Source organism: Pedobacter sp. KLB.chiD, from assembly GCF_047040275.1.
GTDB lineage: Bacteria > Bacteroidota > Bacteroidia > Sphingobacteriales > Sphingobacteriaceae > Pedobacter.
Window position 1 is genome coordinate 1,963,328 of sequence record NZ_CP178207.1, and the last position, 17,410, is coordinate 1,980,737.

Sequence of the window (17,410 nt, forward strand, 5' to 3'; positions counted from 1 at the left end):
GTTAATGATGATTAGCCACATCTAAATAAAACCGGAGCATTGTTGTAGCAATACTCCGGGGGATGTGGTTTACCGAGACTGAAATGCCAAACAAATCAATCAACTAATAAAGAGGGATGATATTCCTCTAAAAACCATAACCAAACTTATGTTTATTTTCCATCAATACCAAACCAGGTATAGAGGTAAATTTTGGTGCATACCAAAGTTTTTTCGGCCTGTACCACTGATTACCTTCTTATTGCTTCTTGCGGCTATATCCGGCCATGCCCAAAACAGTATAAACCTTAAAGTTAAAGATAAGCCCATTAGTGAAGTAATAAAAGCAATTGAAAAGCAAACCGGGTATACGGCTTTTTACGACGCTACTGTTTTAGACAAGAGCAGGCCAGTAAGCATTACAGCCGACGGTTTATCAATAAAAACTGTGCTTGATAAGCTGTTTGCCAATACAAATTACAGCTACCAGATTATTGCGAAAACCATTGTAATAAAAGAAAAGCCCCGCCCCGCCGGGCAGGAAAAAGCCAAAGCCAACCCTATTAATGGCCGTGTACAGGATGAACAGGGCCAACCATTGGTAGGTGCGAACGTAAAAATAAAAGGAACCGATAAAACTACCACAACCAATATTGATGGGTCATTCAGTTTCAGTGATGTAAATAATAATGATGCATTGCAGATAAGCTTTGTTGGCTACCAGGTACAAGAGCTTACAGCCACCAATAATATTGTGGTAAAATTAAAGATGGCAACTGCTGATCTTGGTGATGTAGCAGTTGTAAGCACCGGCTACCAAACTATACCGAAAGAACGCGCAACAGGTTCTTTTGTACAGATTGACAATACTTTGCTAAACCGTAGAGTAAGCACAAATATATTAGACCGTTTAGATGGTATAACGAGCGGCTTAATTTTCAACAAAATAGCTGGCCCTGTAGGTATAGCACCCACCAATGAAAAACTTGGCATCAATATCAGGGGGCGGGTGACCATTGATGATAAAGTTAGTGCCGACCCATTGGTAGTTTTAGACAATTTTCCCTACGAAGGTGATATCAATAATATTAATCCGAACGATATTGAGAGCATTACAATCTTAAAAGATGCCGCTGCTGCGTCAATATGGGGAGCAAGATCAGGAAATGGAGTAATTGTTATCACAACCAAGAAAGGAAGATTTAGAGAGGGGCTTAAAATTGACTTCAATTCAAATGTAACAACCGGCATGAATCCTGATTTAAAGTATTCCCGCAATTACCTTAATTCATCAGATTTTATTGATGTAGAAACATACCTGTTTAATAAAGGGCAGTACGATGTAAATCTAACTGACGTCAATTATTATCCTGTGATATCGCCCGTTGTCGAACTTCTGTCCAAACAAAAGGCAAATCCATCAAATACCGACATATTAGCGCAAATAAACAATTTACGTAATGTCGACGTCAGAGATGAGACTGCTAAATACTTTTATCAAAAGAGTATAAGACAACAATATTCACTGAGTTTAAGTGGTGGTTCTGAGAAATCTATTTACGCTCTCTCTGTAGGTTACGACAATAACAGGGAGAATCTGATCGGATCTGGCAATAATAGATTTACCATCAATAGTACCAACACCTACCGTCCACTAAAAAACTTAGAACTTACTGCATCAGTAATATATACGAAAAGCAAAAATGCTGTTGGTTACCAATATACATCACCTTATCCTTATGTAAGCTTGGCGGATGAAAATGGTAATCCGCTTGCAGTGCCATATGGAAGGCGTACGAGTTATTTAGAAAGTACAGCTGCATTAGGTTTTTTGGATTGGAAATATAGACCGCTGCAAGAACAGGAGTATAATGATAATACAACCCAACTCAGCAATATTTTGTTAAGAGGTTCTGCACGCTATAGCTTTACCAGCTACCTAAATGCAGAAATTCAGTACCAATTTGAGCAGGAAAACGCGAAAATTCGGGGATATAGAGATCCCAATAGTTACGAAGCGAGGAATAATGTAAATTTATATAGCCAACGTGCCAGTAATGGATCTTTTACTTATCCCTTTCCAAAGGGTGGAATACTGTATTTAACAGATCGAAATCTTAATTCAAACAATTTCCGGACTCAACTAAATTTTAATAAAAATTTTTCAGACAAACATTCAGTAAGTGCAATTGCAGGTACAGAAATACGGGAAATAGTAAATGAAGGCAATAATCGAATTCTATACGGTTACAATGATGATTTTGGTACCGCCGCTACCAATCTGAACTATAATGTTGCGTATCCTGTTAACCCTTCTGCATTGGGGTCAATTGTACTACCTTCGCCGTTAGGGACGGTAACTGGTCGGACGAACAGATATCTGTCCTATTATGCGAACGGCGCATATACATTTCTTGATAGGTATACCTTCTCGCTAAGCGGCCGTAAAGATGGCGCAAATATTTTTGGTGCTAAAACCAATGATAAAATTACCCCCTTATGGTCAACAGGGCTAGCTTATGATATCAGCAAGGAATCTTTCTACAATTTTCCGCTTATACCATATCTAAAATTTAGAGCTTCCTACGGCTATAATGGAAATGTTTACAATGCATCGGCGTATTTAACAGCAATTTACGATGTTAGTGCAGCAACAGGACTACCAACGGCAACAATTACCAGCGCACCAAATGCTGAGTTAAGGTGGGAAAAGATCAGGAATAAAAATTTAGCAATAGATTTTGCATCAAAGAAGAACCGGGTGAGTGGTTCTATTGAACTCTATGACAAATTAGGAAAAGATTTGATTGAAGATGCCTTATTGCCCGCTTCAACTGGCTTTACAAGCTACAAAGGAAATGCCGCCACAGTACAAACAAATGGACTAGATTTAATTTTGAATACTATTAATATAAACGCGGAATTAAAATGGACAACAAATTTTTTATACAGCTACAATAAAGACAGGGTTATTAGTTACGATACAAAATACACTTCATCATATTTAACCGCCAATCGATCAAACATTAGTGGCCCAGCAAGGTACGGCCTGTATATCAACGAAGGAAAGAGCCTGTTTGGCGTTTACAGTTTTAAATCAGCTGGTCTCGATCCCCAAAATGGAGACCCTATGGGCTATTTAAATGGCGTTGTAAGTAAAGATTACACCAGCATCCTTAACAACACTAAAATTGATGATATCACCTATCACGGCTCTTCAAGACCAATGAACTTCGGTTCGTTCAGAAATACGTTTTCATACAAGGGATTTACCCTATCGGCCAATATGACCTACAAATTCAATTATTTCTTCAGGCGAAAATCTACACCACTCGTATATGCTGATGTGCTAACCAATGGCAGTATAAATGCAGACTTTACTGCCCGATGGCAAAAACCTGGAGATGAATTGATTACCAACATCCCGTCAGTTGTTTATGACTTTAATTATAATCGCAATACCTTTTATCAAAGCTCAGAAACCCTGGTCGAAAAAGGAGATCATGTTCGCCTCCAAGATATTACACTGGCTTATAGTTTTACCAAAAATGCATTGAAACAACTACCTTTTGCCACACTTGAAATATATAGTTATGTAAACAATGTTGGCATTCTGTGGCGCGCGAACAAGTTTAAGCTCGATCCCGATGTGAGTGATTACAGCTTTGCGGCTTACAATTCCTATCCGCTTCCAAGAACATTTTCTTTAGGCATTAGAACAACTTTTAAATAACATGAAAAAAATTATAATTTTTATCCTTCTCATGCAGGTAATGCTGGGATGTAAAAAGCAGGATGCCTGGTTAGATGCCAAATCAAATAAATCAGATGTTATCCCATCAACATTGGAAGACTTTCAGGCTTTGTTAGATAATAATGCGGTAATGAATACCAATTATCCATCTAATGGTATTGTTGGAGCTGATAATTCATTTGTCCTTGATGCCACTGCATTAACCGCGGGGCAGGTTAATGAAAGAAATGCCTACAAATGGTCGCGAGACATCTATGAAAACAGTTTGGATGGCGGTGCACATTGGCAATATCCCTATCAAACTATTGAATATGCAAACGTAGTTCTTGATGGCTTGGCAAAAGCTGAAATTTCAGCAAATGCATCCTTCAACAATATAAAAGGGCAGGCGTTATTTTTCAGGGCCTTTGCTTACTACAGCCTTCTTCAAATATACGCCAAGCAGTATAGTAAAGAGACAGCTTCAACCGATTTGGGTCTACCACTCAAAGTGAGTTCAGATGTGAATATTGTGGTAGGGCGATCTAGTGTACAGGCTGTTTATGACCAGATCATTAACGATTTAACTTTAGCTGAGCATATTTTAAATGACGTGCCACTGTTTAAAACGCGTCCTTCCAGGCCAGCGGCGCAAAGCCTTCTTGCCAAGGTGTATTTGAATATGGGCAATTATGCAAAAGCAAAAGAATATGCTGATCAAGTGTTAAGCAGCAATAGTTCTTTGATTGATCTAAATACGCTGAATGCTGCATTAACTTACCCTTTCCCCACATTTCAATCTAATAACAATACTGAGATCTTATTTTATGCTACCGCAGTTGGACTATCCTTTAATTCCCTAACCAATTTACTTGTAGTTGATGAACTTTATAATCAGTATGATGCTAATGATTTAAGAAAAACCATTTTCTTCAGGACCAACGCAAATTCAACCCGTTCTTTTAGAGGAAGATATTCTGCTGGCACAGTAATTTTTTGTGGGCTTACAACCAATGAGGTTTATCTGATACGTGCTGAATGTTTGGCAAGATTAGGGAATTACCAATCGGCAATGGCCGATATCAATACGCTTTTGAGACAACGATGGAAAAAAGATAATGGTGTGTCAAGGTATGTTAATCAAACGGCAAGCAATGAAAACGATGCATTAAATATTATCCTTTCAGAACGGAGAAAGGAACTGCCTTTTAATGGAAGTATTCGCTGGGAAGATTTAAAGCGACTAAATAGCGATCCCAGGTTTGCTAAGACTTTAAGCCGTACAATCAATGGCCAGCAATATACATTACCTCCTAATGATAATAGGTACGTGTATCCTATCCCTTTAAATGAGACCAATTTTAATCCACTAATAATCCAAAATGAAAGATAATGATAAAATATATTTTTAAAACTTTACTGCTTATTATTATAGCCTTTAATGTAAAGGCTCAAGATACAAAAACAAGACAAACTGCTTACTTAAGGTTTTCATACGATGATACCCTGCCGATAGACAGGGTGAAATTAAAATTTTTTGATCACCACTGGGCTAATAGTATTAACGGCATACTACAGCCAAAGATAATCGTGGGAGATAGCTTAACAAACAAATTTGAAATTGTATTTAAAAACAATGAGGAATTTATTTTTGGTACCTTCTCTGGCGCACGTACACCGATTTTTAACAATTACATAATTGAAAAAGGAGACAGTGTAACCGTTAGGATAACGAAGTTTGGCACCAGATTTAGTGGCAGGGGGATTGAAAAATATCAATGTATTTACCAAATTGAGCAAGCTCTTCAAGTGATAGAGGACAGGAGAATTGATTCTCTAGGTGCTTTATTTGCTGCTGGTAAAGAACCTGATTATACCTCCCTTTCAGGTTATAAATTAATGTTAAAGGATAATGTAGAAAGATCTGCAAATAAAAAGAGGGTGATGGTTGCGATTCTTAAAAAGTACGAAGGCAAAATTTCAAACAAAATACTGCAATTAATCAAAGCTGAATTTTTAGGGCGTTTCGAGACCGAAACTGTTAGCATTGCATTTAATGCTCATGCACGCTTAGCCGGTTTGCCATCAAATGTTGTTTTGAACGAAAAAAAGGAAATTGAAAAGCTCTACGATCTTAAAGTGTTGGCAGATTTCAGCGAGTTTGATCCTGATGTTCTCGAAATATCCAACGGCTATCAGTATTATTTATATGAACTTCTGCGGTTCCGACCAAAACAACAAGATTTTGGCGATGGCTTTGAAATTATAAAAAGCAATTTTTCAGGCAATTTAAGAGATAAAATATTAACAGCTTATGTGGTTTTAAGCTATAATAGCAGACCTGATATGCCCCAGCTTAGAAATGAAACATTAAAGCTGGTCAAATTAGATTATTGCCTGGAAGCTTTAAATAACATTTTTGGTAATAGGATGCCTGGTGCTAAAGCCTACGATTTCGCATTACAGGATAGCAGTGGAAATGTTGTTAAACTAAGTGATTTTAAAGGTAAAGTTGTGGTAATGGATTTTTTCTTTACGGGTTGTGGTGGTTGCTGGCAATTAAATAAAGAGATGGCCAACATTTACAAACAGTACCAGGGCAACCCTAAAATTGCTTTCGTATCTGTTAGTATTGATAAAGACATCAACGAGTGGAAAGCTTCACTTCAAACAAACCTTTATACCCATCCCCATAGTACTAATCTATATACCAATGGTTTGGGAACTACACACCCCATAATTACGCATTATGGGATAGTTGCTTATCCAACAGTTATCATTATTAATAAAGCCGGTAAAATTGCCAATGGTAACCCGCCACGGCCCTCAACGAAGGAAAATGAGAACATGATAATTAAAATGCTGGACGATCTAATGTAATTTTTATGAGCAAAGAAGGAACTGCCTTTTAATGGAAGTATTCGCTGGGAAGATTTAAAGCGACTGAATAGCGATCCCCGGTTTGCTAAGACTTTAAGCCGAACAATCAATGGCCAGCAATATACATTACCTCCTAATGATAGTAGATACGTATATCCTATCCCTTTAAATGAGACCAATTTTAATCCATTAGTAATCCAAAATGAAAGATAATGATAAAAAATATTTTTAAAACTTTTCTGCTCATTATTATAGCCTTAAATCTAAAGGCTCAAGATAAAAAAGCAAGGCAAACTGCTCACGTAACGTTTTCATATGATGATCCGCTTCCAACTGACAATGTAAAATTGACATTTTTTGCTCATCAGTGGGCTACTAGTATTTATGGCGTACTACAGCCAAACATAATCGTGGGAGATAGTGTAGCAAATAAGTTTAAAATAGTCTTTGAAAAAAATGAGGACCTTATTTTTGCCACCTTTTTACACACAAATAAATTTGGAGCAGCTATACCGATTTTGGCCAATTACATAATTGGAAAAGGAGATAGTGTAACCGTTAGGATAACGAAGTTTGGCACCAGATTTACTGGCAGGGGGATTGAAAAATATCAATGTATTTACCAAATTGAGCAAGTTCTCCAAGTGATAGAGGATAGGAGGACTGATTCGCTAAATGCTTTATTTGCTGCTAATAAAGAACCTGATTATACCTCGCTTTCAAGCCGTAAATTAATGATAAAGGATAACGTAGAAAGGTCAGCAAATAAAAAGAGGGTGATGGTTGCGATTCTTAAAAAGTACGAAGGCAAAATTTCGAACAAAATACTGCAATTGATTAAAGCTGAATTTCTGGGGCGTTTCGAACGCGATAAAGTTGACCTTGCATTTCGAGCTTACAAAACCTTAGCCGATTTGCCGCCAAATGTTGTTTTGAACGAAAAAAAGGAAATTGAAAAGCTCTACGATCTTAAAGCGTTGGCAGATTTCAGCGAGTTTGATCCCGATGTTCTCGAAATATCCAATGGTTATCAGTATTATTTACACGAGCGGCTCCGGTTCCGCCCAGATCAACAAGATTTTGGCGATAGTTTTGAAATCATAAAAAGCAATTTTTCAGGCAATTTAAGAGATAAAATATTAACAGCTTATGTGGTTTCAAGCTATCACAGGAGACCTGATATGCCCAAGCTCAGAAATGAAATATTAAAGCTGGTCAAATTAGATTATTGCCTGGAAGCTTTAAATAACATTTTTGGTAATAGGATGCCTGGTGCTAAAGCCTACGATTTCGCATTACAGGATAGCAATGGAAATGTTGTTAAACTAAGTGATTTTAAAGGTAAAGTTGTTGTAATGGATTTTTTCTTTACAGGTTGTACCGGTTGCCGGTGGCTAAATCAACAGATGGCGAATATTTACAAACAGTACCAGGGCAACCCTAAAATTGCTTTCGTATCTGTCAGTATTGATAAAGACATCAACGAGTGGAAAGCTTCACTTCAAACAAACCTTTATACCCATCCCCATAGTATTAATCTATATACCAACGGTTTGGGAACTACACATCCCATAATTACGCATTATGGGGTAGTTTCTTATCCAACAGTTATCATTATTAATAAAGACGGTAAAATTGCCAATGGAAACCCACCACGGCCTTCAACAAAGCTAAACGAAGATATGCTAATTAAAATCCTTAATGATTTAATATAATTTTTATGAGCAAAGACGGCAACTATGAAATTGCCGTCTTTATAAAAGATCATTAATCTTCCTCTCTATTAATATCAATTTGCTTGAAATTAATTATTCTATTCTACCCAAGTTCCTGCACGATAGGGCTGAAAATTCTGAGAATCGGTATTGTTCCCGTTAGGATTGATTTTGGTGTAGTCGCATATATCATTTGACTGCTCGCAGGCACCCGTATCTGGCCGATCACTTTTTAATTGATAAACACCATCAACTAAAACGTACTCTCCGGCAGCACTACTTTCGCTGGCTGCAAATGAACTACCTACAGCGATGATAATCGCTCCTGCTAATAACAATTTAAAATTTTTCATGATAATAAAAATTTGGAATTAGTTTGCCTACTCTAATACAGGTTTTCGGCTACGCCTGTTTGTTTCTGGCCAGAAACGTTTATTGTATTTCTATACTCATTTGTTGTTTTTTACTGTTTTGTTGTTTAATGGCTATGGATGTAATCAGTACAAAGAATAGATTAAACAAGAGGTGTTGCGGCCAAGATAAATGCTTAATTACGCCCCCGCAGCTACAGGGTACATAGGCAAATACGTGGAGTAGTACCAGAGCAGTGTAAATGGTAAACAGGCTCATCAATACCAGGGAGGCGTAAAGACCGATCAATCTTGTTTTATCATAGATCAGCGCGCCAACAATTGCAATCTCTGTTAATGGTACAGCCCACCTCAAAAACGGCGTAAAACTGTTGGGGAATGGTTGGTTGTTTAAATCTCTGGTAAAGCCCTTAAAATCTATAAACTTGCTTAAACCAGTGTAGAGAAATAAAACCACCAGTAGCAGTACCGTAATCTCGGTGATGATTGTTTTGTGGCTCATGGCATTAGTTTTAGATTAATGTAGAGTGAGAAAGCTATCGGCACTGAACAGGCCGTAAACATGCAGATATGATCGGCGATCATGGTTATCTAAACCAGAAACGATCAACACATCAAATGTAAAATATTTAGTAGTTACCACGCAAGAGGTTAATAGGAAACGCACGCGTAATAGCAAGCGGTAAGTAGTATAAGGCGCATAAATAGGGCATTTTAATTTTTTCCATGTGCGCGTAATAGCATTAAGGATGTAATTAAAGCAAGAAAATTATTCTATATTTCTATTATTCGCCCATTTTTTAATAGCCGAAATATGCTCTTTGGTTACAATCAATCGCTCCTTTTCCGTTTTCGATATAATATTGTTTATAGTGTGTTTAAAAACGAGTGCTAAGGTGTCACGCTTTTGCCCCTCTTCATAATCAACTACGAAATTCAAATTTATAATTACGGAGCGGTTGATCTGCATGAAATTTAAATTTTCAAATTGTTCTTCTAATGAAGATAAGGTTTTCTTTATCCTGTATTCATTCCCATCCAAAGTAACCAGGAATATAAGGTGGCTAACTCTATAGAAGTATAAAACTTCAAGGGGCGCATCAAATATAACGCTCCGCCCCTGATGTAAAACTTCTAACTTCCTACTGAAATTGGGGTTGGTTTCCATGATTGAGTAGTTTCCGCACACATCCGTGTGGTTATTAGTTGTATAAATTTACGAAATTATGGTGTAGGCACCACATTTCTAAAAATAATCAGGTTCGTTATATGAACCTGCAATAAGTTGGCAAGGGTATTCTATCATGTTCTCGCTCCAGTATCTGCTTTGGCGAACAGATAGAATCTTCTTGCGACAGATGCTTGAAATGGATAATTTCCATCAAGGGCAGGAATTATCTTTATCTCATTAAAGATGTATTTAATCAATGTAACTATTGGTGGATAGTTAATGTTTTTTCAGCGAAAAATTTTTAAAGAATTTAGCTTAAGTAATTTTTGGAAGTTGTTAAATTAGTAAAAAAGAAATTAAATTATGAGTAAAGAAAATACTGGCCAAATTACTACGCTGCCATTAACTGGCGCGATTCTGGACGAATTTATAAATGTAGCTAATAAGAAATTTGATGATGTACTGGACACCATTGAAGCCAGACATCCGGCATTAGTGCGAAAAATGTGGCGGCCAAAAGATTATATTAATGATGCCCTAAAGCCAGATATGCTCCCGATAAATCGAGATTATGCACTTTCATTAATTGAAGCATTTTTGATTCATCATGTAATTGATCTTGCTACCGAAGTAGACGATCAAGGTGTGCAAATGAACTAAATCACAAGTAAGGGCGAAAAATCTTATCAAAGTTAACTCCTATATGCCTGGATATTGGGCATAGACCATAATAAATCTGCAAGAGTATTCAATTTGTTCATGCCAGGGAAGAAGCTGTGAGAACTGATTGAATTTTCTTGCGCCTTATTATTTGAAAAAGATGTTTCCGCCGAAGGCAGGAATTATCTTTTTCTTTAACTTATCATTTTCTCAAAATTCAAATATTTGGCGAATTGTTTCATTAATTGATACTTCGGTACTTAGGTCATTCTGTCATTACAGCTCTTACTTTCGTAAGATAATATGTTCTGCAACATCATTTCCAGATAGATATTGGACGGCGTATTATAAACTCGTTATTGTTGAATGAATAACGCCCGAATAAACGCTTTATTTATAGCCTGCTATCAAGAAAAATTAGTGGTCAATGATCGATGGTATCACTTAAATGACGTTCTGAATTTCAACGGTGAAAGCTTAGCCTTTGCTTTAAACAACTTGCTGAAGGACTGCGGATGTTCAAAACCAAGTTCATAGGCAATTTCACTGATGGTTAAATTAGTAGTTGACAGTTTTTCCTTGGCTTTTTCGATTAACTTGTCATGTATATGTTGTTGTGTGCTTTGCCCTGTTAAGGCTTTTAGTAAGCTACCTAAATATTTTGCTGATATATTCAGTGTGCCGGCAATGAATTCGACTGTCGGCAAGCCATTTAACATCAGTTCACTGTTGTCAAAATAATCTGCCAATACTTTTTCTAAGCGTTCCAGGATTTGATGATTGGACTTTTCCCTGGTGATAAACTGACGATTGTAAAAGCGTTCTGAATAACTTAGCAAACTTTCAATTTGTGATACAATAATTTGCTTGCTGAATTTATCTATATTGGAAAGAAGTTCTGCCCGGATGTTTTTAATAATACTATTGATTGTGGTTTCTTCTTTCTCTGAAAGCCATAATGCTTCGTTTACGGAATATCCAAAAAAGGCATAGTGTGTAATCGTTTTTATAAGCGTTGTATTCCACAGGAAATCTGGGTGAATCAGTAAGATCCAACCCGAACGCTCAATTGTAGGGTTGGGGACGGGTTCGATCCTGAAAACCTGATTGGGTGAAGTGAAAAAGGCAACACCATCCTCAAAATCATATTCCTGCTGTCCATACCTGAATTTGGCATTCATCCCTCTTTTGATAGATATCTGGTAGAAATTAAATATCCAATTGGTTTCACAGATATCAGCGGGTCGTTGAATTTCGGCATAATTTACAATGCTGATCAACGGATGTTCCGGTTGTGATAAGCCTCTTAACCGATGAAATTCGCTGATCGATTTTATTCTTCGTGTCTGCCGATGTTCCATAATACAAATTTAACCATTGTTATCTTCCCAAATGCCAAAAGTCTTGTTATTGTTTACCCAAATTTGCTAAACAACTGTTATAGTGAAGTTATTCTTCTATTCTGTGTTGCGTTCTTAATTATGCGTTATATTGCATTGGTGTTAATTAATCGTTCCCAGTTAGCAAAAGCAAATTTTTCTTTGTTCTCCTGACTGAGCGATGTTGCTTCCAAAAAGTTGCGGGCATCCCGCCCCGGGCGGTATTGGTAAGGGTAGTCTGCAGAAAAAAGGATGCGGTCTGTCCCAATAATTTCAATAGTACGTTGTAGATACGAATGGCTGAACATTCCACTTGCCGTCACATATAGGTTTTGACGCACATAATCAATAAATGGCTTATTAAGTTTAGTAGCTCTGTTCATTGAAGCCAATCGTTCTGTGTAAAATAAAATCACTTCGCCCCAATGACCAAGAATGACTTGAAGATTAGGAAAACGGTCAAAAACACCAGCTAATATCAGCCTGATAAATTGTATGCCTGCCTCATAATGCCAGCCCAGCCCAAAGGTAGAGAAGGCAATATCGGTCAATTCATCAAAACCTGAATAATAAATATCTCTGACTGCTTTTTGGGGAATCTGCGGATGAATAAATAGCGGAACACCAAGAGATTCTGCACATTCAAATAATCCCCAGAAGTCTTTATGATCTAAATTTTTCTCGCCGGTTCGACCGCATAGCATTACGCCTTTCATTCCAAGATCTTTTACGGATCGTTCTAATTCTTTTACTGCATCCTTTGGTGAAAAGATGGGCAATGCTGTAAGCCCATGGAACCTGTCAGGCGTTTTCTTTACAATTTCCGAAACAAAATCGTTAGTTTCAATAGCTAAGTTAATACTTTCTCTCCCTAAATTATGAAGGCTAGGACTGGTTAGCGAGAGCACCTGAACATCAATACCTGTTTCGTCCATCAACTGAAGCCTTCCGTTTCCCATGTCCATAAGGCGAGTTTCAATTTCACCAAAGTGCAGCTTATGGGTTGGGTCATCTTTGTCTGCATTTTTTTCCCATGCATCTTTGACTTTCTTTGTCAAAAAATGTTCTTCTATAGCAATTAATTTCATATAACTGTCGAATTTTGTTAATACAAAGATCAGGATGGTTGTAAAAAGAAATGTAGCCAATTTTCTTTTTTTTCAAGCCAAAAGGTATGAACACCGTTTATTGTTAAGCGCCAGTGCGATCGTCCTGGAGATCAGAAAATTGACTATGTTCGGTCTGATTATCTCACTATTGGAGTGGTAAACCTACAATATATTAATTTCTTCAGCTACAGTTCCCCGTATTATACCGGTCAAACTCATTGTAGCAAGCACAGCTTCGGTCTTATCAACTTGTTAAACTATACAATTATCATTCTATTTAAAGAAATTCATAATGATTTTTTCCCCATATAAAATGAGAAACATACGTCAAACCACAAGCTGTTTATTGCGAATAGGACAGGAGAGTGGCAAACAAAATGATTGCACTTATTTCTGCAAAACGATGTACTGTCCTGCAAGCCTATTGTATTTGTTAATCAAATAAATACACCGATCTATACAGGAAATGGGATTGTATAGCACGTATTTGAACCTATATAGGTAAAGAGGGACTATCAGCTAGAATACCAGCTTGAAAATACATACCTTTAAAATTAAGGATAAATGGTAACCCAGGTAAGTAACAGATACTTATGGCATCAGTTTACTTAATTGCACGATGATAAAATTCCGAAAAGGAGAAAACTTTTTAAAACCGGTATATACTTATTCACCAGATTGTATTATACTGTTTATGGGTTTAGCAATTGCTGTATACTTTGAAAGCAGTGCCTTCTCAATCGGATTTACTACAGCTATTTTAACAGTATTCTTTTTAATAAGGAAAACTAAATTTACCCATAGCGTATACTTAATAATAATTTTGTGCTTATTTCTTTTAACACCGCCCTATTTCTAGCATTTGCAGTATTCTATATACCTGCTACGTTCGCCCAGGGTTTACCAAAGAAAGGTTCCAACCTATCTAATCCAAGCCTAAGTAAGTATAAAGGTAGCTGGATTTCGATCAATGGAACAGATACTATCAGAATGAAATTGAAAGTTGAAAATGTTTCCATTCAACATGGGCTCGACATACATGCCGATGCACTTGTAGGTTACGTTTCTATTAAGCATGGTAACCAACTAATATATGACAACCTTAAAAACTTTGCCTCCAGTTATAAAGATAAAGCTTATTCAATATTTGCTGGATTAGATCAAAAAAGTGATACTATAAGCGGTACTTTGGTAGATGAACCAAAAATCAAATTTTACGATATTAAAATTATCAGAAAAGACAATAGAAATCTTGAAATTGTGTTAGGTCGTGACAAGGTGTTGAAAAGCGGTACGCCAACAAAAAGTGGAAGAACATTTCCATCAAATATGATATTCAGAAGGGAAAAAGAATAGGCTTATAGAACAAAACATCTTTAATTCTATTCTTCTGCAGTTTAACTTTAATTTTAATATGGGCATATCGGTATGCCCATATTTTGTAGGTACTGATATGGTTTGGCAACTAAAACCTGATTTTACAATTAAAATTGTTTAGCCACGTTTTCAAATATTTGAAATTCGTTTAATTTTTATAGAAAAATTTGGTTAATTAAAGCAAAAGACTTGACAGTATGGTGATACCTACAATTACTAAAAATAAAAAAGCCCGCAATCTGTTTGTTGCGCGCGGCTATCAGGCTGGGAAAAACAAAGTGATTGCACCTATTGTACCGCGAACAGACGTCCTCAACTGCAAGGCGAGGTTGTCTTTTGGCCGCCCGGGAATTTCCCAGGCAGCGGCAAAAAACCAACTAAATTCTAATGCCTTGTGTGTTAAAATTTTGAAGGTTATGAAAAAAGCCCCGGTATTTTATCATCCCATTACGGAAAAGGTTCCACAAAAGGGAACAGCCCATCTGTACGAGTGATGAATTGATAAATAAATCCTGTTTTGTCAATGCCTCAGCAAGACTGCAACTCGGTGTATTATCAACCTCTTCTGACTGCTTCAATAGCTCACCAAATTCTTCGGTTACAAAAGGTAGTTGCGCTACTGGCTCGTAGCGTTCCGACTTTGGTTGTATAATCTCGCCTACGGTGGATAAGATGACCTGCCCGGTGTATTGGCTGTTCCCGAAATCCATCCAATAGCGTGGTCGGTCATGATAATAAGACTGCAAACAACACTGATGAAGAATATCAGCGATAACGAAACGAGCCTTTACATTGTCCACGCATGAAATGGTAATCATAGCACTTGCGAAATTAGGGAGATTATCGGACTGATCCCTTTCAAACCTTATTTGTTCTGCCTTCCAGTTATTGCCTGACCATCGGTTAATGCGGTTAATGAGTGCGACTGATTTATGCAGGCCAATTTCGCATTCCGCAAAACGCTGTCTGCCAATATTTGCATGGGAAATTACATCATCATCCCACAGCCTTACGGACAAACCGGGGTGCTCCAACTCTAAAAGACTGTGGTTCATCTCCATCAATGCTGTCATTACTTTGGAACCTGTACCACCAGCGCCTATTACATTAATAGTAATAGGATTAGTTGCAGTCACTAATTCGGTCGCGGTAAAATGGGCTTTAATTTTCATGACAGAAGGTGTTTAACGGTAAAACTTGTTTTTTTAAGTTGTTCTTTTGGGAATTTCACATCTGTATCAATTAAACCTTTCCAGAGCTGTACAGCATCTCCCTTTACAGGATTGTGACCATCGAATAGGTGGCTGAAATAGCTGTTGAAGAAATAATTTTCCCATAATTGCATAAATTCCTCGGTCGAGGTTGAACTTTTAATATCGACATCGACACTTCCCATGCATACGCTGCCATTCTCATAAACATTGAAAAAGGGTGCATGGAGTAGAGTAGTGTTTTCGGTGGGTCTGTGGTTGGTGGCCAAAGCAAAAACGGAAAGTTCTTTCTTTGTTGCTAGCCATAGCATTGCCGGCACGTTTGCTGTTCCATTTTGTATTTCAAGACCAGGGCTAAAATACAGTTGTCTTCGCTCGCCTTTGGTAAACCATAGCAAGCAACCTTTTTTATCTGCATCTATCCTCAGCACTTTTTCGGGGATAATAGCTTTACAGTTGAGAAAACCATTTTCTCTCTCTTTGGCTGTCACTAGTGCCTTTGCTAACTGCCTACCTTCACTTTCCGTAAGTGGATGGGCATTTTTCGGCCTGCCATTATGGTCAAAGTCAAAATGTTCTACATACGTATTGTTGATCTCGTCTTTTGACTGATAAAATACCAACGCAGATGACGGGTAGTGTAGTTTTCCGAAATGTTGTGTTATATCGTTCATAGTAATAATTTTTTGATATTGTTAAGTAAGTAGGTTAGTTTATCGATCATGGAAAACACCCTCTTTTCAAAATCCAGATTACTTGTACAGTGTTTGCCATTAAATTTATTTATGATCGTTGGTTCTTCGATTGCTCCGCACTCATTAAACTCGCAATTGATGGTGTCCCACAGCTGATCACTGACAAGACCTACCGAATCCGAATAAAAGGAAATGTATTGATCCATCCGCAAAATCAGATCGGGGTCTTCGTCCTGATCAGGTGGCAGGTTACGGTATATGTTGGATGCCGGAAAGTCAGAGTATAAGGCATACGCTTCCTTAGCTACCTCCATGCATTGCAGGTCAAATTCATTCTTAGGGATAAGCGCATCAATACGTTGTTTAAAATAGGTTAGGTTCTCAGACTTCGTTATCTTCTTTTTGATCAGGTCACCTGCGTACTTAGCAACTTTAAACTCTTTACTGTATACATCACGGCAATCTGTTTCCTCATCATCATCGAAGAATATCCAATCCTGTAGCATATCGTATTGCCAAAACAGGTAGCTACTTTCATCCCGATAATATGGAACATCGACAATTTGGTATAGGTAGCCGAAAACAGAAAACAATACAACTGCATTTTCCTTACGTTCTCTATATAACCAGTACAATGGTACAACAGGGATATAATATATTGTACAATTGTTGCTGTAACGTTCACATGTTGCAAAAAAGGACTTGCCTTGGTCATGCATGATGTGAATACTTTCACAATGTTCAATGTTGTTTATTTTTTCCGTGAGATTGGCTAAAGCTGTTGCAATATTGTATGGAAAATCATAACCCTCCAATGGCTTCAATTCAATTGAGTAATGTCTGGCCAGTTGTGAAAGGGATTGCTTTAAATCCCTTTCTATCTCTAATGGCCTCTTGCGAGTTTCTACAATTGTAGCTCCACAAAGTTTTGGGCTGAACCGCATTCCTATAATACCATTGGCAGCATGTTCACTGGGACTGCCTTTTGCCTGTCTTTTCTTATTTGGCTTGCATCTTTCGGTTTTTTTATCCAATTGACGAAGCTTCCCAACTGATTGTGCAAGTCTATTTGCTTTTGCTTCAGCCGCTCGGTGATGATATGTTGCTGCATAATTCATGATGTAAATATT

The 17,410-nt window shown here is 37.4% G+C and carries 14 protein-coding genes; 6 read left to right on the forward strand and 8 right to left on the reverse strand.

The features are described 5' to 3' along the window. The first annotated feature begins 148 nt into the window (after window positions 1–148). The 4 genes from ACK1I8_RS07860 (at window position 149) to ACK1I8_RS07875 (ending at window position 8,307) form a co-directional block, all read left to right on the forward strand. Window positions 149–3,712 carry a SusC/RagA family TonB-linked outer membrane protein gene (locus ACK1I8_RS07860; protein ID WP_412468782.1) on the forward strand — a complete coding sequence of 1,188 codons (3,564 nt, stop codon included), beginning with the start codon at window positions 149–151 and terminating at the stop codon, window positions 3,710–3,712. Between the two features lies 1 nt (window position 3,713). Further along, window positions 3,714–5,105: a RagB/SusD family nutrient uptake outer membrane protein gene (locus tag ACK1I8_RS07865; protein ID WP_412468783.1), complete on the forward strand. Its 1,392-nt coding sequence runs from the start codon at window positions 3,714–3,716 to the stop codon at window positions 5,103–5,105. Continuing rightward, on the forward strand, window positions 5,105–6,592 hold the full coding sequence (locus ACK1I8_RS07870) for a TlpA family protein disulfide reductase (RefSeq protein WP_412468784.1): 1,488 nt from the start codon (window positions 5,105–5,107) through the stop codon (window positions 6,590–6,592). The genes ACK1I8_RS07865 and ACK1I8_RS07870 overlap by 1 nt, the downstream gene beginning before the upstream one ends. Window positions 6,593–6,804: 212 nt before the next feature. After that, window positions 6,805–8,307: a TlpA family protein disulfide reductase gene (locus ACK1I8_RS07875; protein WP_412468785.1), complete on the forward strand. Its 1,503-nt coding sequence runs from the start codon at window positions 6,805–6,807 to the stop codon at window positions 8,305–8,307. Window positions 8,308–8,405: 98 nt separating this feature from the next. On the opposite strand, the gene ACK1I8_RS07880 is transcribed toward ACK1I8_RS07875, so the two are convergent. The 3 genes from ACK1I8_RS07880 to ACK1I8_RS07890 form a co-directional block, all read right to left on the reverse strand. Beyond that, complete coding sequence (locus tag ACK1I8_RS07880) at window positions 8,406–8,660, reverse strand: DUF6520 family protein (RefSeq protein ID WP_412468786.1); 255 nt, start codon at window positions 8,658–8,660, stop codon at window positions 8,406–8,408. A 79-nt stretch (window positions 8,661–8,739) separates the two neighbouring features. Further along, window positions 8,740–9,180, reverse strand: coding sequence for a MauE/DoxX family redox-associated membrane protein (locus ACK1I8_RS07885; RefSeq protein WP_412468787.1), 441 nt, complete (start codon window positions 9,178–9,180; stop codon window positions 8,740–8,742). Between the two features lie 267 nt (window positions 9,181–9,447). Next, window positions 9,448–9,846: a LytTR family transcriptional regulator DNA-binding domain-containing protein gene (locus ACK1I8_RS07890; protein ID WP_412468788.1), complete on the reverse strand. Its 399-nt coding sequence runs from the start codon at window positions 9,844–9,846 to the stop codon at window positions 9,448–9,450. Window positions 9,847–10,212: 366 nt separating this feature from the next. On the opposite strand from ACK1I8_RS07890, the gene ACK1I8_RS07895 reads away from it, so the two are divergent. Next, window positions 10,213–10,509, forward strand: coding sequence for a hypothetical protein (locus ACK1I8_RS07895; protein WP_412468789.1), 297 nt, complete (start codon window positions 10,213–10,215; stop codon window positions 10,507–10,509). Window positions 10,510–10,949: 440 nt separating this feature from the next. On the opposite strand, the gene ACK1I8_RS07900 is transcribed toward ACK1I8_RS07895, so the two are convergent. Further along, window positions 10,950–11,870: a helix-turn-helix domain-containing protein gene (locus tag ACK1I8_RS07900; protein WP_412468790.1), complete on the reverse strand. Its 921-nt coding sequence runs from the start codon at window positions 11,868–11,870 to the stop codon at window positions 10,950–10,952. A gap of 125 nt (window positions 11,871–11,995) precedes the next feature. Further along, complete coding sequence (locus ACK1I8_RS07905; protein WP_412468791.1) at window positions 11,996–12,976, reverse strand: amidohydrolase family protein; 981 nt, start codon at window positions 12,974–12,976, stop codon at window positions 11,996–11,998. A gap of 846 nt (window positions 12,977–13,822) precedes the next feature. On the opposite strand from ACK1I8_RS07905, the gene ACK1I8_RS07910 reads away from it, so the two are divergent. After that, window positions 13,823–14,353, forward strand: a complete 531-nt coding sequence (locus ACK1I8_RS07910; protein WP_412468792.1) for a DUF6705 family protein — start codon at window positions 13,823–13,825, stop codon at window positions 14,351–14,353. A gap of 398 nt (window positions 14,354–14,751) precedes the next feature. On the opposite strand, the gene ACK1I8_RS07915 is transcribed toward ACK1I8_RS07910, so the two are convergent. From ACK1I8_RS07915 to ACK1I8_RS07925, 3 genes are read right to left on the reverse strand one after another with little or no spacing between them, the layout of a single operon-like run. Then, window positions 14,752–15,546 carry a PRTRC system ThiF family protein gene (locus ACK1I8_RS07915; RefSeq protein ID WP_412468793.1) on the reverse strand — a complete coding sequence of 265 codons (795 nt, stop codon included), beginning with the start codon at window positions 15,544–15,546 and terminating at the stop codon, window positions 14,752–14,754. Next, the gene (locus ACK1I8_RS07920; RefSeq protein WP_412468794.1) at window positions 15,543–16,259 is read right to left on the reverse strand and encodes a PRTRC system protein B; all 717 of its coding nucleotides are present in this window, start codon (window positions 16,257–16,259) and stop codon (window positions 15,543–15,545) included. The genes ACK1I8_RS07915 and ACK1I8_RS07920 overlap by 4 nt, the downstream gene beginning before the upstream one ends. After that, entirely contained in the window at window positions 16,256–17,398 is a 1,143-nt protein-coding gene (locus tag ACK1I8_RS07925; protein WP_412468795.1) for a hypothetical protein, read from the reverse strand. The genes ACK1I8_RS07920 and ACK1I8_RS07925 overlap by 4 nt, the downstream gene beginning before the upstream one ends. Window positions 17,399–17,410: the final 12 nt, after the last annotated feature.

Excerpts from the sequence above, each read along its gene's own strand:
- ACK1I8_RS07860 (WP_412468782.1), top strand. The coding sequence starts at position 149 with ATGTTTATTTTCCATCAATACCAAACCAGGTATAGAGGTAAATTTTGG.
- ACK1I8_RS07865 (WP_412468783.1), top strand. The coding sequence starts at position 3,714 with ATGAAAAAAATTATAATTTTTATCCTTCTCATGCAGGTAATGCTGGGA.
- ACK1I8_RS07870 (WP_412468784.1), top strand. The coding sequence starts at position 5,105 with ATGATAAAATATATTTTTAAAACTTTACTGCTTATTATTATAGCCTTT.
- ACK1I8_RS07875 (WP_412468785.1), top strand. The coding sequence starts at position 6,805 with ATGATAAAAAATATTTTTAAAACTTTTCTGCTCATTATTATAGCCTTA.
- ACK1I8_RS07880 (WP_412468786.1), bottom strand. The coding sequence starts at position 8,660 with ATGAAAAATTTTAAATTGTTATTAGCAGGAGCGATTATCATCGCTGTA.
- ACK1I8_RS07885 (WP_412468787.1), bottom strand. The coding sequence starts at position 9,180 with ATGAGCCACAAAACAATCATCACCGAGATTACGGTACTGCTACTGGTG.
- ACK1I8_RS07890 (WP_412468788.1), bottom strand. The coding sequence starts at position 9,846 with ATGGAAACCAACCCCAATTTCAGTAGGAAGTTAGAAGTTTTACATCAG.
- ACK1I8_RS07895 (WP_412468789.1), top strand. The coding sequence starts at position 10,213 with ATGAGTAAAGAAAATACTGGCCAAATTACTACGCTGCCATTAACTGGC.
- ACK1I8_RS07900 (WP_412468790.1), bottom strand. The coding sequence starts at position 11,870 with ATGGAACATCGGCAGACACGAAGAATAAAATCGATCAGCGAATTTCAT.
- ACK1I8_RS07905 (WP_412468791.1), bottom strand. The coding sequence starts at position 12,976 with ATGAAATTAATTGCTATAGAAGAACATTTTTTGACAAAGAAAGTCAAA.
- ACK1I8_RS07915 (WP_412468793.1), bottom strand. The coding sequence starts at position 15,546 with ATGAAAATTAAAGCCCATTTTACCGCGACCGAATTAGTGACTGCAACT.
- ACK1I8_RS07920 (WP_412468794.1), bottom strand. The coding sequence starts at position 16,259 with ATGAACGATATAACACAACATTTCGGAAAACTACACTACCCGTCATCT.
- ACK1I8_RS07925 (WP_412468795.1), bottom strand. The coding sequence starts at position 17,398 with ATGAATTATGCAGCAACATATCATCACCGAGCGGCTGAAGCAAAAGCA.